Consider the following 23,357-nt stretch of genomic DNA (forward strand, 5'->3'; position numbering starts at 1 on the left):
TTCGAACGGTCCGCAGCCTAGACGGAAATCACCCGCGTCGAGTTCAGCACCCTCAGATCGGGGAAGTGGCCGGAAACGTCGCCATCGGTCACGAGTACGTCGACCTCCCGAAGCGATGCCACCTTGTGCGGCGCGCGTCGGCGGAACTTCTCATGATGCGCGACCAAGATCCGCTGCCGCGCCAAGGGAAGGATCGAACGAACGAGATCGACCTCGAGAGGGTCGAACTCCAGTATGTCGCCCTCGTCGTCGATCGCGCTTGCGCCCAGAAGCGCGACGTCGAACTTGAACCGATCCCGGCTGGCGTCAGCCACCGTGAGGACGGCCGAATCCTTGCTCCGGACATAGCCGCCGTAAATGTAGACGGTTGCGTCGGTGTTCATGGCGCAGTTGTAGGCCACCTCGAGGTTCGGCGTGGCGACCAGCAATCCAGGGTGACGAACGATCACTTCATGCAGCGCGTTGAATGTCGTCCCCAGTCCGACGAACAACGTGGCGCCAGGCGTGAGGAACTCTTCGATTCCCAGCATCAGGCGCCTCTTTATGTCTGCCTGCGTGCCCTGTCGCTCGAGGTAGTCGAACTTGGCGACGCCCGGCGAGGCGAACGCGCCGCCGAAGCCCTTGTGGATCAGCCCTTTGCCGTCCAGCGAATGCAGGTCGCGCCGGATCGTCTGCTGGGTGACGGAGAAGCGCTCGGCCAGCTCAGAAACGGACACCGCGCCATTGGCCCGGACCGCCGCCAGTATCGCCGCGCGACGCTCGCCGACCTTCGCAGCCTCTCCATGCACCTCGGCATCGACCGACACCGTGCGCCGGCCTGTCATCTCAATCGCACTCCAAGATAGGTGCGGTCGTCGGTCATGGCGGCGTCCGTCGTTCCTTTCGTGCTCAAGAAACGACCGATCTTGTGCGGGTCCTCCCGTTCGACCCGTTCAAACTCATCCTCCCACGCTGCGGCTCCAAAGCCAGCAGGCGCAGAAAAGTATCCATCCGAGAACAGCTCGAGCGTTTCGATCTCTGCAATTGGAATGCTGATCGTTTCGATGAACTTGGCTGGCACGTCGAACCCATCGATCACCCCGTAGCCGAGTTCTCGATCCGCTGCGTTCTGGAAGCCTCCCTGGCCGTGGACGATGCCGTGGTGGATGAGTTCAAGCAGTTCCCACTCCGGTATGTCCGGCAGCGCTTGGCGGTTGACGGCGAGGGCTCGCGCCTCGATCTCGGCGCGCACCCCGGGTTCTGCCGTGACAGACCCATCAGGCTGGTTTCGCGTTCCCTGCCACGTCACCATCATCGACAGCTTGCCGCACGCATCCTGAGGCAGGCCCCGCGCCTCAAAATAGCGCCAGGCCTCCCGTCTCAATCTCGCGGTCACGTCGTCGAGCGGTTTGAGATCCTGCCAGGGCGAACCACCATTGATCCTGAGCCCACTGTCGCCGACAGAGATGACCTCCAGATCGTCGTCATTGACGAGGGCAATCAACACGGCGCAGCCGGCGCGGACGTTCGCGTCCAACTTTACCTGCTCATAGCGGCAGTTTCGACGATAGCCGTCTGCAACCGCCTCGGTAAGCTGGCCCACCAACTCGCCTGGCCCCTCATGGCGTCGAATGCCGGCCGCCAGGTCGAGCAGATAGCGATTGATCGTTGCTGCGGCCGACTTCGAGGCGAAGCGGCCCCCCAGGACGCCGTCATACAGAGTGCCGTCGCGGTCCGTAACGCCGTCGACCACGGCGTAACCCACGCCAGGCACGATGACGAGACTATCCTCGTTGGTTTCCGGCTGGCCGCGTCGCTTACCGAGGGTGAATGCTTCGAGGGATCTCATCAATTTCTTCAGACCTGGGCGGCCGAGGATCGGCTGGCGATGCGGGCATTCGTTGTGGATTGGGCGTGGCTGCCACGCTTAACGCGGCAGCCACGCGGGAGCCTACTCGCCGATGGCCGTCCGCCACTTGGCGAGAACCGCCTCGGCGCCGCCGAAGTCGGCGAGCGGCTTGGGGTTCACGACGTTGATCTCCGAAAGGGCAGGTGTTCCCTCCGGATTGCTCGCGTCGGTGCGGACGGAGCGCCGGCCGATCTTGGTCGCCAGGGTGTCCTGCGTCGACTTGGACATCGCCCAGTCGATGAACTTCTTGCCGCCTTCCGCGTTCGGGCCGCCCTTGACGAGTGCAATGCCGTCCGGCGTGGCCGCAGTGCCGTCCGTCATATGGACGATCGCCACAGGCGCGCCGTTCTGGGCATACTCGAGTGCGTTGTCCTCGAGCGTCAGACCCATGGATGTCTCACCATCCGCCACGAAGCGCGGCACGGCGCCGGAACTGTCGGTGAACACGAAGTTCTTGGCGATCTCGGTATAGGTGTCCCAACCCTTGTCGCCGAACACCGTAAGAACCGTCTGCAACTGCTGCATGGCGGATCCGGAACCGTCTGCGCGCGCGGTTGCAAGCTGCCCCTTCCACTTCGGATCGGCGAGCGCCGCCCAGGTCTTGGGGGCCTCTTCCAGCGGAAGCATGGTCGTGTTGACGGCGAGCACGTAGACGACCGCCGTGTAGGGGGTCCAGTTCGGGTTCTCGACGAACTGCTGGTCGATCTTGTCGGCGTCCGCCGGAGCGTAGGGCTCGATCAGATCCTGGATGTCGGTGAGCAGGCTGCCGGTGATCGACCAGATGACGTCCGCGGCCGGCGCGCCAGCCTCGGCCTTCACGCGCTTCATGATGTCGCCCGATCCGAGCTTCACCACCTCGGCCTTGAGGCCCGTCTCCTTCTCGAACATCGGCAGCAATGTGTCGACGATGGACGATTTATGGGCCGTGTAGACCACGACAGGCTTGTCTTGGGCAACGGCGCCGCCGGCGAGCGTCAGCGACACTGCCGCAGCCGCGGTCAGCGCCAAAAATGTGCGTTTGCGAATATTCATGCTGCTCCTCCCGTTCGTAAACGATCATTTTTCGATCGCATCGATACTGATTTGGTTTCCTTGTTGTTGCAAGGCGAAAATCATGGTTAGGTTTGCGATGGATGTCCTGCCGAGGGGGGAAGGCGCATGAGCTATCTGGAGGTCGCCGACGCGATCAAACAGTTCACCTCGGAATTTCGGGCGCTGGACAATGTTTCGATCTCGGTGGAACGCGGCGAGTTCTTCACGCTCCTCGGACCGAGCGGATGCGGGAAGACGACCCTCCTGCGCGCCATCGCCGGCTTCAACGACCTCACATCGGGATCGATCGCGCTGGACGGGAGCGATCTGCGCAAGGTGCCGCCGCACAAGCGCGACATCGGCATGGTCTTTCAGGATTACGCCGTATTCCCCCACCTGAGCGTGTTCGACAACGTCGCGTTCGGACTGAAGCCCAGGAAAGTCCCGGCCGCCGACATAAAGAAGCGTGTCGAGAAGGCGCTGGAGGGCGTGCACCTCTCCGCGCTTGCGGACCGCATGCCGGCAGCGATGTCGGGAGGGCAGCAGCAGCGCATCGGCATCGCCCGCGCCCTGGTCATCAACCCGCGCCTGCTGTTGATGGACGAGCCGCTTTCCAATCTGGACGCCAAGCTGCGCATCGAGCTGCGCGAGGAGATCCGCGACATCCAGAGGAAGGTGAACATCGCCTCCATCTACGTCACCCACGACCAGGAAGAAGCGCTGGCCATCTCCGATCGCATCTGCGTGATGAGCGCCGGCCGCATCGAGCAGATGGGCACGCCGCAGGAGATCTACGGCGATCCCCAGACGATCTTCGTGGCGCGCTTCGTTGGCACCTTGAACGAGTTCTCTCAAGGACCGGCGCGCGACGCGCTTCTGAAGGACCTCGGCCTGGACATGGTCAAGGCCGCCACCTGGTCAGTGCGCCCGGAGAAGCTCCAGCTCGCCCGCGCCGGCGATCAGGGCGCCGCCGGAAAGGCCGCGATCGTCCCCGCGAAGGTCGTCAAATACACCTATCTCGGGCGGGAAGCGCACGTGCTGGTCGAGACCGGCTTTGGCCAGGCGATCGTCCACCTCTCCAATCCGGGAACGCGATCGACCCGTGAAACCAGCGAGGATGTCCTCGTCGCCGTGGAGCGCGAGGCGCTCATGGCGTTCGACAGCGCCGGCAAGCGCTTGCCCATCGGAGCCTGAGCGCCATGAAACGCTTCGACTTCTGGACCGTGGTGATGATCCTCACCTGGGTCTTGCTGCTGATCCTGCTCTTCGTGCCCGTAGGCTCGGTCCTGGTCTCGAGCTTCTACGATCCCAGCGGCAATTTCACCCTCGCGAATTATCAGAAGTTCGTCGCCGAACCGCGCTTTCGGCAAGCCTTCCTGAACACGCTGGTCGTCGGCTTCGGAGGCCTGGTGGGCGCACTGGTCCTCGGCTCGATCATGGCGTTCTGCATCTCGCGTTTCGTCATCAAGGGCAGCCGGTTCGTTTCGCTGCTGGCCATCCTGGCGCTGGTCTCACCACCATTCATCGGCGCCTATTCGTGGATCGTACTCTTTGGAGCGGGCGGCCTGGTGCGCACCACGGCGCGGACCTTCGGCATCCAGATGCCGACCATCTACGGCCTGACCGGCATCCTCATCGTCTTCGCCTTCAAGTTCTACCCCTTCGTCTACCTGATGGTGTCCGGCGCGCTCTCGAACGTGAACCGCTCGCTGGAGGAAGCCGCCGAAGGGCTCGGGCTGACGCCCTGGCAGCGCGCCTTCAAGATTTCGTTCCCGATGGTGTTCCCGGCGCTTTCGGCCGGCGGACTGCTCGCCCTCATCCAGGCGATCGCAGACTTCGGCACCCCACGGCTCCTCGGGCGCGGCTACAATGTGCTGGCGACGGAGGCCTACACGCTCTACTCGGCCGAAATCGGCTCGAACCTTTCCATGGCGACGACCATCAGCGTCATCCTGATCGTCGTCTCGATGGCCTTCGTGCTGCTGCAACGCTACGTGTCGCGGCGCAACGTCTATCACGGCAACATGATCAACAAGCCGATCAAGATCCGCCTGACCGGCTGGAGGAACGCGCTCGCGCACTTCGCGGTCTATGCCATCGGCCTGCTTGGCGCCCTCCCCGTCATCGTCTCGATCATCTATTCCTTCCGCAAGACCAGCGGTCCGGTCTTCCAATCGGGACTGGGCCTCCAGAGCTACGAGCGGATCCTCTTCAACCTCGGCGACGTAGTGCGCAACTCGCTGGTGTTCTCGTTCTCGGCGGTCGCGCTGATCGTGATAGCCGGCACGCTCATCGGCGTGCTGGTCGCGCGGCGCACCAATCTCAACACGTCGCTGCTCGACGGCGCATTCATGATCCCTTACGTCATGCCGGGCATCGTCATCGGCATCGCCTACATAGCGGCGTTCAACACCGGGCCCGTCGTGCTGACCGGCACCGCGATGATCATCATCCTGACCATATTCATCCGCCGCCTGCCCTATGCCGTGCGCACGACCTCGTCCGCCCTCCGGCAGATCTCGCCAAGCCTGGAGGAGGCCGCCGTCTCGCTCGGCTACAGTCCGTTGCAGGCCTTCCTGCGGGTCACCGTGCCGCTGATCGTGCCAGGCATCGTCGCCGGCGGCATGCTCTCCTTCGTCACCGCGATCAACGAACTCTCGTCGTCGCTGGTGCTCTATGTCGGCTCGACCATGACGATGCCCGTCCGCATCTATCTGCTGATCCTCGACGGCGACTTCGGCACGGCGGCGGCCATGTCCTCCATCCTGCTTGTGCTCAGCGGGCTGGCGATCTACCTCGCCTTCCGCTTCCTCGGCCGCAACGAGCAGGCGTTGCTGTAGGGGTCAGGGTCGAGACATTTGAGGAGGTGCCGGAGGCTCGGCGGATGAACCGAAACGACTTTGAGCCGAAGACCCGCCGCGCTCGGCCTCGTTAAGCCCCGCGAGGTAGCCTGCGCCAGCTCCACTTTTTCGATCGGTCAAGGGCGGTTGATCGCTGGAACGAAGCGATCAATCGTCCAGGTCTTGGAGCGCAGGAATGGCTGCGTCGGGCTGTCCACCAGACTCCCCGGTTCTCCCGCGACACAGCTGGTTTGCGGCAAGTCCGGACATAGACGCCAAAACAATCGTCTCGGCGCCTGCAGCCAGTGCGTTGCGCAACGTCCGTGGTTACTGACCGGAACGCTCGCTGCCCAGAGTGAGGCTCATCAGGTCTTCGCCAATCACCAGCTCGCCCTTGAAGGTTTCCTGTGCGCTTAGCCAGTGCTCGCGGGGCGCATCGCCGGGAACCAGGTGAGACAGCACCAGCGTCTTGACGCCTGCGCGCGTCGCCACGTCGCCGGCCTGCTCGGGCGTGACATGCGTGTGCTGGAGCTAATGCGCAAGGGCCTCCTGCCGCGCGTTCCACGGCTTGTCTCCGACGATCTTGGCAATCCAGCTCGGGTCGATGGCCTCGTGCACGAGAATGTCCGCATCCTTGGCGAGGCGTACGAGATTCTCGCTGATAGCCGTATCGCCCGAAAAGACGATCGACCCGTCAGCCGTGTCGAAGCGATAGGCGTAGTTGGGGAAGACCTTTCCGTGATCAACCAGCGTCGCGGTGACGCGCACGTTCTCGTCGGCCCACACCTCGAAAGGTTCCATGGACGGCCATGCGTCGGCGTTCGAATCGACCGCCACGGATGCCGGCATGGCGACATCATGGGCCTCGAAGAAATCCCGCACGTCCGGAATACCCTCGTGGCGAACCCGGATGTTCATGTCCGTCGCGAAGGCGCCGACGAGGGCGGACACCATGTCGGCAGTTCCCGGCGAAGGATTTTCGGGATGGATCACGACGTCTTCCTTGGCGTCGCCTGCCAATGGCGGCAGCACGCCGCGCGTTCCGGGACCGAAGATCTTCAGGGACGCATTCGCCCGCTTGCGGGCGCTCGGGTCATACATCAGCAGGCTTGGCAGATCGATCACGTGATCGGAGTGCAGGTGGGTGAAGAACAGCGCCGCCTCCGATCCCGGCTTGATTCCTGCCGTCCGCAGCTGGCGATAGGCTCCCGAGCCAAAATCGACGATATAGGCGCGGCCGTTCACTATCACCGCCGACGAAATGCCGTGCGGCGAGTTATCGCCGTACCATGTCGGTCCGCCCGCGGTGCCGAGCAATACGAGGCGGGTGGACTTCTGCTCGCTCGCAACAGCGCCCGACTCGGCTGCAGCGGAGCCAAGCCCCAACAGCGTCGCGCAAATGATCGTAAAGGCAGCTTTCATGGTCTCGATCCTCCAGAGGGTTTGGCGGGATCGTAGGGTTGGACGGAAATGCCGCCAATCGCGAAAGCCGAAGCGAGGCATAGGCCGGAGCGAAGCGCCCTTCCATGCCGTCCCGACGGGGCGACCGATCGCCGTAGCCCCTCGCCGGTTCCGGTGTTAAACGTCGCCTGACATGGAAATCCGGCAACTTTCTTATTTCCTGCTGGCCTGCCAGCACAAGAACCACGCGGAGGGCGCGGCACGATCCGGCCTTTCCGCATCGGCGCTGAGCGAGAACCTCAACCTGCTCGAACGCGAGCTGGGGCTGACCATGTTTCAGCGCGGTCCGCTGGGCCATTACCCGACGGAGGCTGCCCGCTGGCTGTACCAGGCGGCCGAGCCGATCCTGCGGCTTGCCGAAGCGGCTGAAACCATCCTGACGCTGCCGGTGTCGCAAGAGATCCAGCGGATAGAGGTGAGGTCGCCGCTGCAGTTCATGCTGGGTCGCCTTTCGCGGGCCGCCAGCCTCGCCGCGCGCGAGTTGCGCAGGATGCATCCCGAGGCCCTGGCAACCGTCAGCTTTGCCGACAGCGCTTCGCGCGAAGCATCCGTCCATGACCTGCCCGCACAACAGGAGCCGCCGCCTGCAGGTCGCGTGGTTCTGGACTATGCTGAAAGCGGCGGCGACGGCGCTTTCCTTTTCCTCGACGAATGGCTGTGCGTCACGCCGGCCGAACGCTTCGGCGACGACGAGAGGACCGTTCCGTTCGATATGCTGCGCAAGCTCCCCCTCTTCGTGCCGTCGCTGGCTCCGGCCCAGCTGGGGCAGGCGCGGGCCTATTGCGCAGCGCATGACCTTCCCGAGCCGACGGTGATCGAAGAGGACGTCGGGACCTTCCCGAAACTGTCGCGCGACGCCGCCCCCTTCTGCCTCCTGGCGCCCCAAAGCCTGGTTGCGGGAGGACTTGCGCGCCTTAACCTCGGCCACGCCAGGCTTCCGGCGGACCTTTCCAGCAAGGTCGTGGCGCGGATCGACGTCGATCATCCCGCGGCGCGCAGCTATGTCTCGCTGCTGCAGGCGATCGTGCAGGATCCGGATCCGGTCGTGCTCTACGAGCCGAAGATCACGTTGAAGCAGATGCGCTACTTCCTGACGCTCTGCGAGCAGCTGAACGTCACGGCGGCGGCGCGCAAGCTGCACGTCGTCCAGCCGGCCCTGTCCAATCAGTTGCGCAAGCTCGAAACCGTGGTCGGCCGCAAGCTGTTCGTCCGGCACCGGACCGGCCTCGAGCCGACGCCCGACACCCGCCGGCTTGCCGAACTGTTCACGCCGGCAGTCGAACAGGCCGACCATATCGTCTTCCAGGCCGCACATCACGCCGCCACCCGCCATCAGCGGCTGTCGATCGGCTTCATCCCGATGATCAACCACGACGGTCCGCTGGTGCGGGCGATGACCGCGGCGCTGGAGGAATGGGGCCGTACCTATCCGAATGTGAAGCTGCAGATCAGCGAGGCGCCGACGCAGACACTGCATCGGTGGGTGGAGTCGGGAGCGATCAGCTTCGCGCTCGTCGAGGCGCATGTTTCGCGCATCTCGCAACTCGATCTCAATACGAGCGATGCGATCGGCGTCGTCTCGAGCGCGGCGGCAGAGTTGCTGCCGCCCGGCGTCGTTCCGCTGCGCCGGCTGACCACTCTACCGCTCGTCCTGCCTGGCGAAGCGTTCGGGTTGCGCCAGATCCTCGACCGGGCCGCAGACCTGCGGCTCACCCCGCAGATGGAAGTCAATTCGTTGACGATGATCCTGGCGCTCATCCGGCGCATGCCGCTGGCAACGGTGCTGCCCCAGCATTCGGTGCAGCCTTATGTCGACGCCGGAATTCTCCAGTTCAACCCGATCGTGGAGCCGGCCATCAGCCGGCGTCTGTCGATCCTGTTCTCGGCTTCGCGCACCCTTACCGAGATCGAGCGCAGCCTGATCGGCATCTTCCGCCAGAATCTGGCGCTCGCCGGCTTCACGCCGCCTGCAGCGAGCGATAGCGCGCCAGATGACGCTCGGCAGGACCATACACCAGTTCATTGACCAGGATGCGCTTGACGTAGCGGCCGACGACGCATTCGTCGGTCATGCCGATGGCGCCGTGTATCTGGATGGCCTCCTCGCAGATCGCCTTGCCTGACCACAGCGTCTGGATCCAGGCCGCGGCGGCGAGCCCTGCGGCGTCTGCGTGCCCTTCATCGGCCGCCATCGTCGCGGTCATGACCAGCGAACGCGCCTCGTCGAGCTTGATCCAGAGATCGACCAGCCGGAACTGCAGGACCTGGAAGGATCCGATGGCGCGGCCGAACTGCTTGCGCGTCTTGGCATATTCGAGGGTGAGGTCGAAAAGGGTCTGCATCGCACCCAGGTTCTCGGCCGCCGCGGCAAGCAGCGCGGCATCCCTCGTGGCTGCGAGCACGCCACGGCCGTCGGCTCCGACTTCTATCCGCTGGGCGGCGGCGAGGGACGCATCGGCCATGTTGAGGCGAGCGGCCGCTCGACCGTCGGCGAGCGTCATGGCCCGAAGCTCGACGCCGCTGCCGTCGAGCGGGACAAGGAACAGGGCGATGTCCGACGAGTTGTCCAGGCGGGCCGGCACCACCACCGCATCAGCACCATCGACGTCGAGCACCAGGATGCCGCTTCCGCTCAGGCGGTAATGGTCGCCATTCGGGCGCGCGATGGCCTTCACATCTTCGGGATCCGCAGCACAGGCCGCGGTGATCCGCGAACGCCCTTCGATGAGCGAAGACAAAGTATCGGAGTGCGCCGGACTGCGGGCCAGAACGCCCCCCGCCATCACGACGGACGGAATGAAGGGAACAGCCAGCGAGCCGGCTCCGAGGCCTTCCATCACGACCATGGCGCCGATGCCTCCAAGGCCGATGCCGCCAACCGCTTCCGGAAGCGGCAGGCCGAGCCAGCCGAGTTCGGCGATTGTCGGCCAAAGGTCACCGGGCGCCTCGGTGTGATCCTTGACGAAACGGGCCACGCTCTCCGCGAGCATCTGCGTTTCGCTGTCGAAAGAATAATCCATACCGACTACCCCAGTCCCAGTATCTGCTTGGCAAGGATCATCCGCTGAATCTCATTGGATCCGCCCCAGATCGAGAGCTTGCGTTGGTTGAGATAGGTCGCGATCGCTCCGGCCGCCGACGGGTTTTCCGAGGTGGCCAGACCGTCGAGGAAGGCATCGGAATGCGGCAGACACGCCTGTCCATGGATGTCGATCCTCAGCTGCGAAAGCGCTTGGGCGATCTCCGTCCCCCTTATCTTCAGCTTTGACGCTTCAGGCCCGAGATTGTCGCCGGAAATGCTGCGGGCGAGCAGACGAAGCTCCATGTACTCGAGCGCAAGCAGCTCGACCTCGAGACGGGTCAGGCGGTCGGCGATGAACGCGTCCTCGTGACGGCCAAGATCGCGGGCATCCTCGCCAAGCTCCTTGAGGATACGCTTCGAGCGGGCGGACCCGGACATCGAGAAGCGTTCATGCTCGAGCAGGAACTTGGCGAACGTCCACCCCTCGCCCTCCTTGCCGATCATGTTTTCCGCCGGAACGCGGACATTGTCGAAGAAGACCTCGTTGAACTCGGCGTCGCCGTCGAGCGTCTTGATCGGACGCACGGTGATGCCCGGCGTGCGCATGTCGACGAGGAGGAAGGAGATGCCGAGCTGCGGCTTCACCGTCAGGTCGGTCTTGACCAGGCAGAACATCCAGTCGGCCCAGTTCGCCCAGGTCGTCCAGATCTTCTGGCCGTTGATCACGTAGGAATCGCCGTCGCGCGTGGCCGTGGTCCGCAGTGCGGCCAGGTCCGATCCTGCACCAGGCTCGGAATAGCCCTGGCACCAGAAATCCCGGTTCTCGCGGATGCCCGGCAGGAAGCGCGCCTTCTGTTCGTCCGAGCCGAAGGTGTAGATGACCGGACCCGCCATCGCGATGCCGAACTGGCAGGGATGCGGACAAGGCAGCGCGCCGTACTCCCTGTCGAACAGGTAGCGCTGGGTAGGCGTTAGCCCCGGCCCGCCGGCTTCCTTCGGCCAGCCGATGGCATACCAGTTGGCCACCGCGAGGACAGCCTGCCACTGCACGTAGTCCTCGCGCGTCAGCCGCTGGTTGTAGCGAACCTTGTGGGCGAGCGCTTCCGGCAGGTTCTCGCCGAGATAGCTGCGGACGGAGCGGGCGAACGCCCTGTCCTCGTCCGAAAATCGCAGATCCATTCTATTCGTCGTCCTGTTGTCTTCGGGGAAGCGAGGGTCAGATGACGTCGGCCGCCCGCAGGGCGGCAATCTCGTCCGGGGTCGTGCCCAGCAGTTCCGACAGGATCGCCGGCCCGTCTCCGCCGAGCGCCGGCGCTGCACGCAACGCGCCGCGTTCCTGGCCGTGGATATGCACCGGCTGTTCCGGCAACCTGAGCGATCCGAGCGACGGATGCGCGACGGTCGTCATCAGCTTGCGGTGGTCGGCATGCGCGCTGTCGGCCGCCTCCGCGACATTCCAGATCATCGACGCCGGAATGCCCGCAGCGCCCAGACACTCGACCACGTCCGCCGCGGACTTCTGGCGGGACCAGGTCTCGATTTCAGCGCGCAGGGCATCGCGGTTGAGGCGGCGCTGCTGGTCGGAGGAGAAACGCGCATCCTCGGCCATGGCGGGCCGTTCGATCGCCACGGCGAACCGCCGGAAGAGCGCATTGTTAGCGATCGCCAGAATGAAGTTTCCGTCGGCGGCGGCATAGGCGCCGAAAGGCGCCGAGAGGGGATGCTGATTGCCTTCGCGCCCCGGGGCGACCCTGGTCACCTGCCACTGGGCGAGCGCGGTCGGCAGCAACGTGAAGAGCGAATCGAACATCGCCACGTCGAGCCGCGCCCCTTCACCCGTCGACTGTCGGCGGTAGAGCGCGGAGGAAATCGACCAGGCGGCAAACAGGCCGGACACGGTGTCGCCGACGGAATCGCCGACCAGCATCGGTTCCCCTTCGGGCGATCCGGTAATGCTCATCAGGCCCGACAGGGCTTGCGCCACGACGTCGTAGCTCGGAGAGCCGGCCAGCGGCCCCGATTGGCCGAAGCCGGAGATGGAGCAATAGATCAGGTCCGGACGCAGCTGGCGCAGCGATTCGTAGTCGATGCCGAGCTTGGCGGCGACGCCGGGGCGGAAGTTCTCGACGACGGCGTCGCATTGCGCCGCAAGCCGCCTCGCGATGTCGCGCCCCTCATCGCTCTTCAGATCGAGCTTGAGGCTGCGCTTGTTGCGGTTGATCAGTTCGAAGCTGACGCTGACGCCGTCGCGAAACGCACCCATCGACCTCTGGTCGTCGCCCGTGGGCGGCTCGACCTTGATGATGTCGGCCCCCATGTCGGCCATCAGGGCCGTGCAGAAGGGGCCGGCGAGAACCCGACTGAAGTCGAGAACCCGGACGCCCGACAATAGCTTGGTCATCTAAACAATCCTCGGCTGAATTCCATTCGTGCTTGCCGGCTACCGCAGCAGGTCGGGCAGCCAGGTCGCGAGCTGCGGGAACAGGACGACAAGCAGAAGGGCCACGACGTTCGCGATCAGGAATGGCGTGATGCCCCGGAATATCGCCCCGAGCGCGATGTCCGGCCGCAAGCCCTTGATGACGAAGACATTGATGCCGACAGGTGGCGTGATCATGCCGATCTCGATCACCATGACGTTCACGATGCCCCACCAGACGAGGTCGTATCCGAGGCTCTCGACGAGGGGAATCACGAAGGGCAGCGTCAGCACCATGCCGGCCAGTGCGTCGAAGACGCAGCCCAGCACGATGTACATCCCGATCAGGATGAAGATCACCGCGATCGGCGGCACGTTGAGATCCGTCACCCATTGGGTCAGCGCGCCCGGCATGTGCGACAAGGTCACGAAGTAGCCGAAGATGTTGGCGCCGATGACGATCAGATAGAGCATCGCGATCGAGCCGGCGGAATCGTAGAGCGTCTCGAAGAACGTCTTCTTGTCCATCGAGCGGCGGGCCAGCGCGAAGATCAGGGTGAGCACGAGGCCGACGGCGGCGCCTTCGTTGACGGTGAAGAAGCCGGTGTAGATGCCGCCCATGACGATGATGATGATGGCAAGCGCGGCCCAGCTGCGCTTGGTTTCCTTCACCCGGGTCGGCCAGTTCAGCCGCTCGCCGGCGGTGGCAAGCTTGGGCTGAATCATCAGCTGGATGCGGATCGCCAGAACGAACAGGACGACCGAAAGGATGCCCGGCACGATGGCGGCAAGAAACAGGTCGATGATGAACTGCTGAACCTGCACCGCATAGATCACCATGATGATCGATGGCGGGATCAGCGACCCGAGCGTGCCGCCCGCGGCAAGGGTGCCCGCGCAGAGCGACAGCGCATAGTTGCGCTTCTCCATCTCGGGCATGGCGATCTTGGTCATCGTCGCGGCGGTCGCGATGGACGAGCCGGATATGGCGCCGAACCCCGCGCAGCCGAGGATGGTGGCCATGGCGAGCCCGCCCTTCCAATGGCCGATCCAGGCATTGGCGACGCGGTAGATGTCCGCCGAGATGCCAGCCGCGCCGGCGAAACCGCCCATCAGCAGGAAGGACATCACCACCGCGAAGTCCTTGTTGGTGAGCATGTTGACCGTCTCGGTGCCGAACAGCGAGAACATGCCCGAAAGGTCGCCCGTCATGTAGAGATAGCCGGCCGCACCGACCGCGGCCATGGCTACGCCGACGGGCACGTGAAGCATGATGACCGCAACGAGGCAGGCCAGCCCCAGCACGCCGATTTCAATCGGTCCCATCTTTTATTCGCCCGTCTGCGCAGGCGCGACCACATCGTCCGCCAGGGGTTGATCGGCCAGCGGCCGCGGTGAAAGGGAACGGCGCAGGTAATAGATGACCTGCGTGAGCTGCACCGGAACGCACAAGATGAACAGCGCCGTCACCAGCACCCAGATCGGCCACACCGGGATGTAGAGCAGCCAGGTCGTCTGGCCGGTGCCGTAGATGTCGACGGTGTATTTGACGAGCTGGTAGGCGATGACCGCCATTGCGGCCAACATGATCGTATGGCCGACAAGATCCAGGATTTCGCGCACCCGCCAGTGAGCCATTCCGGCAAAGCGCACGGCGACATGCTGGTTGTTGGCCAGCGAGGCAGGGAAGCAGGCCGCGGCCGCGACCACGACGATGAGATCGGCGATGTCGCTGAAACCCGAAATCGGGGAGGAGAAGAGTTCCCGACCGGCGATGTCCGCCATCATCACGATGGAGAGCACGACGAGCGCGGCCAGCCCGAGCGTCGCGAGCGAACGGGACGCCCTGCGTATGTATTCGAGGAAAGCCATGAGGCGGATCCTGGCTGAGGGGAAAGACGGCTCCGGCCGGGCCGAAGCCGTCTTGAGCGTTACTTGGAAGCGCGCACCGCGTCGCGAGCCGCGATCATCTGCTGGTAGAGGTTGGCGTCGCCATCACCCGTGTCCCAGCTGCTCTTGATCGAAGAGAGCTTTTCGGAAAGGCCCTTCACCTCGTCCTCCGAAAACTCCACGATGTGGTGCTTGTCGTCAGCCTTGAGCTTGGCGAGCGTCTCTTCGTTCTGCAGGTCGAGGTTCTCCGCCAGCACGGTCGTGAACCACTCGCCGCGGACCTTGTCGAGCGCGGCCTTCGCCTTCTCCGGCAGGCTGTCGTACTTGGCCTTGTTCATCGGGAACAGGACGGCGACGTTGCCGAGCGGAACGTTGACGACGTGGTAGTGGGCGGCATCCGCGATGCGGAAGTTGTAGAGGTTGCCCATGTCCATCAGGGCGCCGCCGATAACGCCGCGCGAGATGTTCTCGGCGATCTGCGGGGCAGGCATGCCGCCCACGGCAACGCCGCCAATGCCCCCCACGACCGCACCCTGCACGGCGCCGCCGGCACGCAGCTTGATGCCTGCGAGGTCCTCCGCCTTTGCCACTTCCTTGGAGGTGTGAACGTAGTACGGACCGACTTCAGCGATACCCACGAGCTCGAGGTTGTCGAAGCCGCTCAGCAGGCCCTTCTGATAGAGCGTCCAGGCGGTCAGGCTCGCTTCCAGCGTCGATTCGAAGACGAAGGGCGTCTCGAACATCTCGAGTTCCCTGAAGCGGCCCGGCGTGTAGGAGGCGACCACCTCGGCGATATCGACCACGCCGTCCTCGACCAGCTTCAGCTGCGTGGTCGGGTTCGGGCCGAGCGTGCCGCCGGGATAATGCTCAACCTTGAGCGTGCCTTCAGAAGCCTCCTCGATCGCCTTGATGAAGGCCGGAACCGAGATCGCATTGGTCTTGCTCTGGGGCGGGAAGGCGCTTGCGAATTTGAGAACGATCGGTTCCTGCGCAAATGCCGTACCGGCCATGCAGGTACCAAGCAAGAATGCCGTCGTCGCAAGCAGTTTGCCAATCATCATCAATCTCCCTTGTTGCCCGGCCTCGGCTCTTGGCGTTGTCTGCCGGCACATGAACCCCTGTGTCCGAACGCGGGAACCCGGCGCTCGGACTTGGGACTATCCGTTCTACTTCGGCAAAGTAAGAAATAGCATTTTAAGAACTGGCCGATTGCTAAAGGCGAAGCGGGCCATTCGTCGGCGGCTGGGGCTACTCCTTCCAGCGTTTCACCCGGCCCGTATCGACGTCGAAAAGGTCGAGCGCCCGGCCCACCGTGTGGTCGACGATCTCGTCGACGCTCTCCGGCTTCGGATAGAACGCCGGCACGGGCGGCATGACGATTCCGCCCATTTCCGTGACAGCGACCATGTTGCGGCAATGGCCGAGGTGCAACGGCGTCTCGCGGAATAGGAGAACGAGCCGCCGCCGCTCCTTCAGGCAGACATCGGCAGCCCGCGAGACGAGGGTTCCGCAAGCGCCGGACGCTATCTCGCCGAGCGTCTTGGCCGAGCATGGCGCGATGATCATCCCTGCCGTGCGGAACGACCCGCTCGAGATGGGCGCGGCGACATCTTCGTTGGAGTGGACGTGGTCGGCGAGCGCCTGCACGTCCTTCAGCTTCATGTCGCTCTCGTAGGCGAGAGCCACCACTGCCGATCTCGACATGACGAGATGCGTCTCGAAGTCTAGTTCGCGCAGGGCCTCCAGAAGCCTTATCCCATAAGGGTGGCCGGAGGCCCCGGTTATCGCGATGATGAAACGCTTTCTCGGCACTGCTGTCTTTCCGTAGGTCTTCAGTAGAGGTCCAGATCCCGTCGGACGCGCTCATAGATGTCTTTCGGCGGCCTGGCGAATTCCGAGCGGCCTCCGGCCTCTCCGTCGCCGGGCCGGGTGGCGGCGACCATGCCGATCTTGGTCACCACCAGATCCTCGTGGACCGGATCGCAGCGGTCGGCCTTGACGCCCGGCAGCACGATCAGGTCCTCGTCGCCGCGGAAACGGGCAGCCAGGGACCATTCGACCTGCCGCGGGTCTTCGGGGTCCACGTCGTCTTCGACCACGATAACCAGCTTCAGGAGATTGACGAGCCCCATGGCGAGCAGGACCGCCCTCTTGCCCTCTCCGAGCCGCGGCCGGTGCATGACGATGACCGCATGCAGCCGACCCATCCCGCCGTCGGTGACGAAGACGCGCCGCACCGCCGGGATCGAACGCTGCAGGTCGCGCGTCAGGGTGGTTCCGATCGCCACCGCGCCGATCAGGCAGTGCTCGGCCGCGTAGCCGGGCACGATGGCCTGATAGATTGCGTCGCTGCGGTGGGTGACGCAGTCGATTTCGACGCCGATTCCCGGTCCGTAGTAGACGTAGAAGCCGGGAAACTCGGACACCGCGTTCTCTTCGATCAGGTCGCCGGGCCGCAGCCGTCCTTCGAGCACGATTTCCGCGTGGGCCGGAACCTCGAGGTCGACAGTCCGGCACTTCACGAGTTCCACAGGCTCGCCGAGCAGCCCGCCGACGATGTCGAACTCGTCGTCGCCCAGCTCGACATACATCTGCGATCCGATCAGCACGGCCGCATGGTTGCCGATCGCAACGGCCATCTCGAGATCATGGCCGCGCTGGCGGGCTTTCTCGGCGATGATCGCCAGGTGATGGTTCCTAGCGATGCCCGCCATGAGAATGTTGCCGCCCTCGAGCCGCAACCGGGCGATGGAGACGTTGCGGCGCCCCGTCTCGGGATCCTTGGCGACGATGACGCCTGCAGTGATGTAGGGCGCGCCTTCGCGTTCGAACCAGTGCGGCACGGGCAGGAGCGCGCCGACGTCGATCGCATCCGAGTGCACCACCTGCTGCACCGGGGCGTCCGCCACCAGCACCGGCTTGATGGGGTTCCGGAGCGCGGCGAGGCAGGTCGCGTCGAGATCCTTCGCCGCCACGCCGAGCCCGCGCGCGAAACGGTCGCGGCTGTTGAAGAGGTTGCCGATGACCGGCATGGCGTGGCCGGCGACGTTATCGAACAGCTGGGCAGGACCGCGTTCCCGCAGCGCCAGCACCGAGGCGATCTCGAACCGCGGATCGACGTCGCGCTTGACGCGATGCAGTTCGCCATCCGCTTCGAGGTCCGAAAAGAGGGCGCGCAGGCTCTGGTCCTTCATGCGACGTTTCCCCTTACTGGTCCGAAAGGCGGAAGTGTCGAACCCCGCTCTTGGCGACTTCGTCGAACGACTCCTCATAGCCGGCATCGGCGTAGCGCATCACGCCGGTCGCGGTGTCGTTGGTCAGCGTCAGCTCGAGGCGTTCGTCGGCTTCCGCCGAGCCGTCGGCGATCAGCGTCACGCCTGAGCTCGTCATGTAGCCCGAATAGCCGCCGCCGCCCGAATGGATCGCCACCAGATCCGCCTGCGAGGCGCAGTTGACCAGCGCGTTGAGAAGCGGCCAGTCGGCGATTGCGTCCGAACCGTCCTTCATGTTCTCGGTCATGATGTTGGGATGCGCCATCGCGCCGGCATCCAGGTGATCGCGCGTGAAGGCGACGGGACCCGACAGCACGCCCTCGCGCACCATGCGGTTGACCGCGAGGCCGAGCTCCGTGCGCTCGCCGTGGCCCAGCCAGGCGATGCGCGCCGGCATGCCCTCGACCGGGACGTGCTCGCGGGCAAGGTTGATCCAGTTCGTGACGATCTTGTTGCCGGCGAAATGCTCGAGCAGGAAGTCGTCGATCTTGCGGATGTCGTCGGCATCGTTCGACAGCGCGATCCAACGGAACGGGCCGATGGCGCGGGCAAACAGCGGCCGGAGGAAGGCTTCGGTGAAGACGGGAATGTCGAACGCGTTGGCGACGCCGCCGTTCTTCGCCTGCGTGCGGATGAGGTTGCCGTTGTCGAAGACGACGGCGCCGGCCTTCTGGAAGCCCAGCATCGCCTCGACATGCTTGACGATCGACCGCGTCGACTCGCCCATCAGGCGCTCGGGCGCCTCCTTGCGGAGCCGGCGCACCTCGTCCAGCGACAGGCCGGCGGGCACGTAGCCGTAGACGAGGTCGTGCGCCGAGGTCTGGTCGGTGACGACGTCGGGGATGATGCCACGCGTCAGGATCTCAGGGAAGATGTCGGCAGCGTTGCCGCACAGGCCGACGGACAGCGCCTTCTTCTCGGCCTGGGCCTTGCGGATCATGTCGAGCGCCTCGTCGAGCGAGCCGGCCTTGGTGTGCAGGTAGCCGACCTGCATGCGCTTCTCGATGCGCTTCTCGTCGATCTCGACGCAGAGGATCGCCGCGCCTGCCATCGCGCCGGCGAGCGGCTGCGCGCCGCCCATACCGCCGAGGCCCGCGGTGAGAACGAAACGTCCCGCGAGATCGCCGCCGAACTTCTGCTCGGCAATGCGCATGAAGATCTCGTAGGTGCCCTGGATGACGCCCTGCGAACCGATGTACTGCCAGTCGCCCGCCGTCAGCCCGCCCCAGCAGATCAGGTTCTGCCTTTCCCAGGCATAGAAGTTCTCGGCCTTCGCCCATTGGCCGACCATGTTGCAGTTGGCCATGACCACGACCGGGGCTTTCGCGTGCGTACGCACGATGCCGATCGGCTTGCCGGACTGCACGATCAGCGTCTCGCCGTCGTTCATGGTCTTCAGCGATTCGACGATGCGGTCATGCGAGGGCCAGTCACGCGCCGCACGCCCAAGGGCCGCGTAGACGATCAGGTTGTCCGGATCCTCGCCGACGGCGAGCACGTTTTCGAGAAGCCGCAGGAGGCCTTCCTGGCGCCAGCCCTTGCAGCGCAGGTCGGATCCCGAGGTGACAGTGAAGGAACGCTTCATGGATGCGGACGCTTTCAGCCGAGGGCGTAGTCAGTGAGGTTGATGCCAAGCGCCTTCTCGACGCTCGGATAGACGGACGGATCGGTGGCGCTCGACGACAGCGGGATCACGTCCTTGGCAATGCGCAGCACCAAAAGTTCCATGCCCTCGCGGACCTCGCCGACGCTCATCGGCACGCCGTTCACATCGAGGGTGGTGATGACGTCCGGATAAGAAGAGAGGCGCTCGCCGTCGCGCTCGGCCGCCATGTATTCGTTCATGACGTGGAGGACGCAGGCGTCCTTGCCGTCGCCGATCGTCACTGTCCCCACATCGAACGCCTCGTTGGTATAGACGACCGCCTTCCTGGTCACCTTGCCCTGGCTGATGATCTCGCCCCTGGTTTCCTTGCAGATGGCGTCGATCACGGCCGCGCCGCCCTTGCCTTCCGCGGCGATGATCGCTTCGCCGAGCGACAGCGCCATCGAGATGCCGCCGAGCGCGGCATGCTGGCGGACATAGGACGCCGGGACCGGGTTGCGGCAGGATGCGATGAAGCCCCCGGACATGTCGGAAGCCGTGCGCAGGATCGGCGAGACCTTGGCGGTGGCGCCGCGCACGACGAGCTCGATATAAGCGTTCTTCGAGCGATTGCCGCCGACCGCCGACTGGATCATCGGCTCCGGCGAATTGGCAAGACCGATCGAGCCCATGTCGCCCGTCGGATGGGCGCGAATGTCGCCGACCGCGTCGACGACCTTGGTGCCGAGGATCGCGCTGGGAAGCCAGCCGTTGAGCGTGCTCGACTTGCCGTTCTGCCCAATCATCAGCCCGTAGATCGGCGCGCCGAGCTCCTTCTGGACCAGCTGCACGGCCTTCACGTAGTCGATGCCCAGCATCTGCCACTCGGTGGTGCTGGCCGGCGCCCCGATCGCGGCGGCGGTGGCGATCCAGGCGTCGTCCGGCACTTCGTCCATCGACACCAGTTCCGGCTGGCCGGCATTGACCGCCGCCGTTCCCAGCATGCGGCCATGATCGGCCCACCCGCCACCGCCGGCGGCGTAGACAGCGCCGCCCTTGACGGCAGCCTCGACGTCGCTTGCGCGAAGAATGCGACCCATGATCAGTTCTCCCGGTCTCTTTGCGTTTGTTCAGCGCCAGCGTCGAAGCGCAGCACGGCTTCATAGATGGCGGCCGCACCCGCCGCTATGGCGTCGGGCTCAGCCCATTCCTCCGGCGCATGGCTGCGGCCGTCGCGGCACGGAACGAACACCATGGCGCTCGGCGCGAAACGCGCGACGAATGCCGCGTCATGACCCGCACCCGACGCCATGGAAAGCGTTGAAAATCCGAGGTCGCGGGCGCTCTGCGTCAGCAGTTCGCGCAAGCGAGGATCGCACGCGGTCGGTTTCGCGTCGGACAGGATGTTCCACGCGTTTCGCGCGACGCCGCCTGCTTCGGCGATGGCCGCAGTGGCTTCGTCCAGTTCAGCCATGAACTCATGCACGAGCGCCTGGTCTTCGCCGCGTATGTCGAAGACGATGCGCGCCTGGCCGGGCACCACGTTCGAGGCATTCGGCGCAAGCTCGACCACGCCGGCCGTGGCGACGAAATGGCCGCGGCCCGCCGCAGCAAGCTCCTTCGCCCGGTCCGCCGCGAAGGCGATCGTCCGGGCGGCCGCCGCGCCGGCGTCCCGACGAAGATCCATCGGCGTCGTGCCGGCATGGTCCGCACGCCCCTCGAACCTGATCTCGACGCGCGCGATCCCGACGATCGCGGTGACGATGCCCAGGTCGATCCCGCGGCTTTCCAGGACGATCCCCTGCTCGATATGCAGCTCGAAGAAGGCGGCGACGTCCTGTCGGAGCGCCTGTTCCAGATTGGCGACCTTGCCACCCACACGGTCGATGGCGTCGCCGAGGCGCTCGCCGACGCCGTCACGATAGTCGAGCATCTCCGGTGCAAGCGCGCCGGCCATGGCCCGGCTTCCGATGCAGGAAAGGCCGTGCTCGCTCGGCTCCTCGGCCAGGAAATCCACCACCTCGACGGCGTGCTTCAGCACCTTGCCGGACTCGCGAAGCGAACGCAGCGCCTCGAGCGCTGTGAGGACGCCGGCGATGCCGTCGAAGCGGCCGCCGGACGGAACCGTGTCCGAATGGGAGCCCATCATGATCGTGCCGGCCGAAGGGTCGCTGCCCTCCAGACGGCCGATCAGGTTGCCGCCCGCATCAAGACGAACCGTGAGGCCCGCCTCCTCGAAACGGCGCGTCAGCCACGCCCTGCCTTCAAGGAAAAGGGCGGAGAAGGACCGGCGCGTATACGGCTTGCCTGGCTCGGTGATCTCGGCCAGCGCCATCAGGTCGGCCCACAGCCGGGCGCCGTCCACCGGCAGGTTGGACTGCGCCTTCATCATCGCTCCGTCGCCACGGCCGGGGTCACGAAGCGCCCCTGCCCCGGCTCCGCCAGGACCCGCGCGCCGTCGAACGCCAGCTCGCCGCGCAGGAAGGTCGCCACCGGCCGGTACGGCAGCTCGATGCCCTCATACGGGCTCCAGCCGACGACGTTGTGGCCGCTTGCCGCGGCATCGTAGCGGCGCGGATCGTGCGCCATCACGACGATGTCCGCATCCCGGCCAGGTTCGAGCGCGCCCTTGCGGTGCCCGATGCGGAACAGCCGGGCCGGATTGGACGCCAGCAGCCGCGCCGCCCAGACCGGGCTGAGCTCGCGCTCGACCAGGCCCTTGAGCAGCAGCGAATAGAGCGCCTCGAGCCCAGGCACGCCCGACGAGTTCTTCAGCATCACCGGATCGCTCTTGCGATCTTCCGACCAGCTGACGTGATCGGTCGAAACGACGGTGATGTTGCCCGCCGCAAGATGCCGCCACAAAGCCTCGACCTCGCGGCGCGGGCGTACCGGCGGATTGATCTTCGCCTTGCCACCGAGGCGCGCGACGTCGTTTTCCTCGTCGAGCACCAGATAGTGGATGCACGCCTCGATGGTCGCGTCATGCCCCTGCATGCGGTAGGCGTTGCAGAGCTGGTAGCCGCGGTCGATCGAGCAATGCACGATATGGCTGGCGCAGCCCGTCGCCGCGCCGATCTCGTAGACTTCCGCAGTGGCCAGCGCCTCGGCGAGCGGCGGGCGCGACATGCCGTGCGCGCGATAGTCGGCGATGCCCAGTCGGGCGACCTCCGCCTCGAAGGCGCGCACCGTCTCGTCGTGCTCGTTGTGCGCGCCGGCGATCAGGCCGTGGCGGGCGATCTCGGAGAAGCACGCGTGCAGCGTGTACGGCGTGATGCGCGGAAAGCGCTCCGGATGCGTGCCGAAGGTGGAGAACTTGAATCCGGCAGCGCCTGCCGCGACCATCTCGGCGATATGCTTCGGCCCGTCCTTCGGATGGACCGTGCCGTAGAGCGCAAAGTCAACCCGCGCCTGCTGGCCAGCTTCCTCGGCCTTGCGGGTCAGTCGCTCGCCGGTGCAGATCAGATTGCCGTCGTCATAGGGCATGTCGACGATCGTGGTTACCCCGCCGGCGGCCGCCGAACGGGTCGACCATATGAAATCCTCCTGGCCGGACTGCGAGCGCGAATGCACCTGCGCATCGATGGCCCCCGGCAGCACGAAGGCGTCGCCGAAGTCGTGACGCTCGCGCGCGGACGGCGGCGTTCCTTCGCCGACCCGCTCGACCACGCCTGCGCGAACGGCGACATAGCCGTTTTCGCGAACCCTGTCCGTGCCGACGACACGGCCTGTGACTACAAGATCAAAATCGCTCATCGCAGCTCCTCGAACGTCGAGGATCGGCGAAACGCCGCGCGCGCGAAAATCACTTTCGCCGAAACCCGCGATAACGGAGCGCGAAGTCCGGAAGGAGCCTTGCGCGACCAACGCAAGCGCCGCCCCGGTTCCCGCCGGAGAGCCGGCCCGGCGACGTCGAGCCGGGACATGCCCATCTCCCTGTCGTGACGG

At 65.2% G+C, this 23,357-nt stretch carries 20 protein-coding genes; 3 read left to right on the forward strand and 17 right to left on the reverse strand.

Annotated features, from left to right (window positions below):
• Window positions 1-17: 17 nt before the first annotated feature.
• The 3 genes from PD284_RS02945 to PD284_RS02955 all read right to left on the reverse strand — a co-directional run bounded on the left by PD284_RS02945 (window position 18) and on the right by PD284_RS02955 (window position 2,920).
• Entirely contained in the window at window positions 18-824 is an 807-nt protein-coding gene (locus PD284_RS02945; RefSeq protein ID WP_274626733.1) for a DeoR/GlpR family DNA-binding transcription regulator, read from the reverse strand.
• Entirely contained in the window at window positions 821-1,828 is a 1,008-nt protein-coding gene (locus tag PD284_RS02950; RefSeq protein ID WP_274626734.1) for a PP2C family serine/threonine-protein phosphatase, read from the reverse strand. The genes PD284_RS02945 and PD284_RS02950 overlap by 4 nt, the downstream gene beginning before the upstream one ends.
• A gap of 102 nt (window positions 1,829-1,930) precedes the next feature.
• The gene (locus tag PD284_RS02955) at window positions 1,931-2,920 is read right to left on the reverse strand and encodes an extracellular solute-binding protein (protein ID WP_274626735.1); all 990 of its coding nucleotides are present in this window, start codon (window positions 2,918-2,920) and stop codon (window positions 1,931-1,933) included.
• 126 nt (window positions 2,921-3,046) lie between these two features.
• Between PD284_RS02955 and PD284_RS02960 the strand changes: the two genes are divergently transcribed.
• Complete coding sequence (locus PD284_RS02960; protein WP_274626736.1) at window positions 3,047-4,114, forward strand: ABC transporter ATP-binding protein; 1,068 nt, start codon at window positions 3,047-3,049, stop codon at window positions 4,112-4,114.
• A gap of 5 nt (window positions 4,115-4,119) precedes the next feature.
• A complete protein-coding gene (locus tag PD284_RS02965; protein ID WP_274626737.1) occupies window positions 4,120-5,760 on the forward strand; it encodes an ABC transporter permease in 1,641 nt (546 codons plus the stop codon).
• A gap of 327 nt (window positions 5,761-6,087) precedes the next feature.
• Here PD284_RS02965 and PD284_RS02970 read toward each other — a convergent pair whose 3' ends face one another.
• Together PD284_RS02970 and PD284_RS02975 are read right to left on the reverse strand one after the other, a co-directional pair.
• Window positions 6,088-6,252: a hypothetical protein gene (locus PD284_RS02970; RefSeq protein WP_274626738.1), complete on the reverse strand. Its 165-nt coding sequence runs from the start codon at window positions 6,250-6,252 to the stop codon at window positions 6,088-6,090.
• Window positions 6,253-6,291: 39 nt separating this feature from the next.
• A complete protein-coding gene (locus PD284_RS02975; protein ID WP_274626739.1) occupies window positions 6,292-7,182 on the reverse strand; it encodes an MBL fold metallo-hydrolase in 891 nt (296 codons plus the stop codon).
• Between the two features lie 172 nt (window positions 7,183-7,354).
• Here PD284_RS02975 and PD284_RS02980 point away from each other — a divergent pair, with 172 nt between their 5' ends.
• Window positions 7,355-9,247 carry a LysR family transcriptional regulator gene (locus PD284_RS02980; protein ID WP_274626740.1) on the forward strand — a complete coding sequence of 631 codons (1,893 nt, stop codon included), beginning with the start codon at window positions 7,355-7,357 and terminating at the stop codon, window positions 9,245-9,247.
• Here PD284_RS02980 and PD284_RS02985 read toward each other — a convergent pair.
• From PD284_RS02985 to PD284_RS03040, 12 genes are all read right to left on the reverse strand, one after another.
• On the reverse strand, window positions 9,180-10,241 hold the full coding sequence (locus PD284_RS02985; RefSeq protein ID WP_274626741.1) for an acyl-CoA dehydrogenase family protein: 1,062 nt from the start codon (window positions 10,239-10,241) through the stop codon (window positions 9,180-9,182). The genes PD284_RS02980 and PD284_RS02985 overlap by 68 nt on opposite strands.
• A 5-nt stretch (window positions 10,242-10,246) precedes the next feature.
• Window positions 10,247-11,422 carry an acyl-CoA dehydrogenase family protein gene (locus PD284_RS02990; protein WP_274626742.1) on the reverse strand — a complete coding sequence of 392 codons (1,176 nt, stop codon included), beginning with the start codon at window positions 11,420-11,422 and terminating at the stop codon, window positions 10,247-10,249.
• 37 nt (window positions 11,423-11,459) lie between these two features.
• Window positions 11,460-12,644 carry a CaiB/BaiF CoA transferase family protein gene (locus PD284_RS02995; RefSeq protein WP_274626743.1) on the reverse strand — a complete coding sequence of 395 codons (1,185 nt, stop codon included), beginning with the start codon at window positions 12,642-12,644 and terminating at the stop codon, window positions 11,460-11,462.
• A 39-nt stretch (window positions 12,645-12,683) separates the two neighbouring features.
• Window positions 12,684-13,988, reverse strand: a complete 1,305-nt coding sequence (locus tag PD284_RS03000) for a TRAP transporter large permease (RefSeq protein ID WP_274626744.1) — start codon at window positions 13,986-13,988, stop codon at window positions 12,684-12,686.
• 3 nt (window positions 13,989-13,991) lie between these two features.
• Complete coding sequence (locus tag PD284_RS03005; RefSeq protein ID WP_274626745.1) at window positions 13,992-14,534, reverse strand: TRAP transporter small permease; 543 nt, start codon at window positions 14,532-14,534, stop codon at window positions 13,992-13,994.
• 59 nt (window positions 14,535-14,593) lie between these two features.
• Entirely contained in the window at window positions 14,594-15,610 is a 1,017-nt protein-coding gene (gene dctP, locus PD284_RS03010) for a TRAP transporter substrate-binding protein DctP (protein WP_274626746.1), read from the reverse strand.
• Between the two features lie 190 nt (window positions 15,611-15,800).
• Window positions 15,801-16,364, reverse strand: coding sequence for a UbiX family flavin prenyltransferase (locus PD284_RS03015; protein WP_274626747.1), 564 nt, complete (start codon window positions 16,362-16,364; stop codon window positions 15,801-15,803).
• A 20-nt stretch (window positions 16,365-16,384) separates the two neighbouring features.
• Window positions 16,385-17,746 (reverse strand): UbiD family decarboxylase, encoded by a 1,362-nt coding sequence (locus tag PD284_RS03020; protein ID WP_274626748.1) that lies wholly within the window; start codon window positions 17,744-17,746, stop codon window positions 16,385-16,387.
• A gap of 13 nt (window positions 17,747-17,759) precedes the next feature.
• Window positions 17,760-19,409 (reverse strand): urocanate hydratase, encoded by a 1,650-nt coding sequence (locus PD284_RS03025; RefSeq protein ID WP_274626749.1) that lies wholly within the window; start codon window positions 19,407-19,409, stop codon window positions 17,760-17,762.
• Window positions 19,410-19,423: 14 nt separating this feature from the next.
• Entirely contained in the window at window positions 19,424-20,509 is a 1,086-nt protein-coding gene (locus PD284_RS03030; protein ID WP_274626750.1) for a DUF917 domain-containing protein, read from the reverse strand.
• 2 nt (window positions 20,510-20,511) lie between these two features.
• Window positions 20,512-21,801, reverse strand: a complete 1,290-nt coding sequence (locus PD284_RS03035) for a Zn-dependent hydrolase (RefSeq protein ID WP_274626751.1) — start codon at window positions 21,799-21,801, stop codon at window positions 20,512-20,514.
• Window positions 21,798-23,165, reverse strand: coding sequence for a dihydroorotase (locus tag PD284_RS03040; protein ID WP_274626752.1), 1,368 nt, complete (start codon window positions 23,163-23,165; stop codon window positions 21,798-21,800). The genes PD284_RS03035 and PD284_RS03040 overlap by 4 nt, the downstream gene beginning before the upstream one ends.
• Between the last annotated feature and the right edge of the window lie 192 nt (window positions 23,166-23,357).

The sequence above is a fragment of the Mesorhizobium shangrilense genome, assembly GCF_028826155.1.
GTDB lineage: Bacteria > Pseudomonadota > Alphaproteobacteria > Rhizobiales > Rhizobiaceae > Arvimicrobium > Arvimicrobium flavum.

Bases quoted from the DNA above. Each gene is read 5' to 3' on its own strand.
- PD284_RS02945 (WP_274626733.1), bottom strand. From the start codon at position 824: ATGACAGGCCGGCGCACGGTGTCGGTCGATGCCGAGGTGCATGGAGAG.
- PD284_RS02950 (WP_274626734.1), bottom strand. From the start codon at position 1,828: ATGAGATCCCTCGAAGCATTCACCCTCGGTAAGCGACGCGGCCAGCCG.
- PD284_RS02955 (WP_274626735.1), bottom strand. From the start codon at position 2,920: ATGAATATTCGCAAACGCACATTTTTGGCGCTGACCGCGGCTGCGGCA.
- PD284_RS02960 (WP_274626736.1), top strand. From the start codon at position 3,047: ATGAGCTATCTGGAGGTCGCCGACGCGATCAAACAGTTCACCTCGGAA.
- PD284_RS02965 (WP_274626737.1), top strand. From the start codon at position 4,120: ATGAAACGCTTCGACTTCTGGACCGTGGTGATGATCCTCACCTGGGTC.
- PD284_RS02975 (WP_274626739.1), bottom strand. From the start codon at position 7,182: ATGAAAGCTGCCTTTACGATCATTTGCGCGACGCTGTTGGGGCTTGGC.
- PD284_RS02980 (WP_274626740.1), top strand. From the start codon at position 7,355: ATGGAAATCCGGCAACTTTCTTATTTCCTGCTGGCCTGCCAGCACAAG.
- PD284_RS02985 (WP_274626741.1), bottom strand. From the start codon at position 10,241: ATGGATTATTCTTTCGACAGCGAAACGCAGATGCTCGCGGAGAGCGTG.
- PD284_RS02990 (WP_274626742.1), bottom strand. From the start codon at position 11,422: ATGGATCTGCGATTTTCGGACGAGGACAGGGCGTTCGCCCGCTCCGTC.
- PD284_RS02995 (WP_274626743.1), bottom strand. From the start codon at position 12,644: ATGACCAAGCTATTGTCGGGCGTCCGGGTTCTCGACTTCAGTCGGGTT.
- PD284_RS03000 (WP_274626744.1), bottom strand. From the start codon at position 13,988: ATGGGACCGATTGAAATCGGCGTGCTGGGGCTGGCCTGCCTCGTTGCG.
- PD284_RS03005 (WP_274626745.1), bottom strand. From the start codon at position 14,534: ATGGCTTTCCTCGAATACATACGCAGGGCGTCCCGTTCGCTCGCGACG.
- dctP (WP_274626746.1), bottom strand. From the start codon at position 15,610: ATGATTGGCAAACTGCTTGCGACGACGGCATTCTTGCTTGGTACCTGC.
- PD284_RS03020 (WP_274626748.1), bottom strand. From the start codon at position 17,746: ATGAAGGACCAGAGCCTGCGCGCCCTCTTTTCGGACCTCGAAGCGGAT.
- PD284_RS03025 (WP_274626749.1), bottom strand. From the start codon at position 19,409: ATGAAGCGTTCCTTCACTGTCACCTCGGGATCCGACCTGCGCTGCAAG.
- PD284_RS03030 (WP_274626750.1), bottom strand. From the start codon at position 20,509: ATGGGTCGCATTCTTCGCGCAAGCGACGTCGAGGCTGCCGTCAAGGGC.
- PD284_RS03035 (WP_274626751.1), bottom strand. From the start codon at position 21,801: ATGATGAAGGCGCAGTCCAACCTGCCGGTGGACGGCGCCCGGCTGTGG.
- PD284_RS03040 (WP_274626752.1), bottom strand. From the start codon at position 23,165: ATGAGCGATTTTGATCTTGTAGTCACAGGCCGTGTCGTCGGCACGGAC.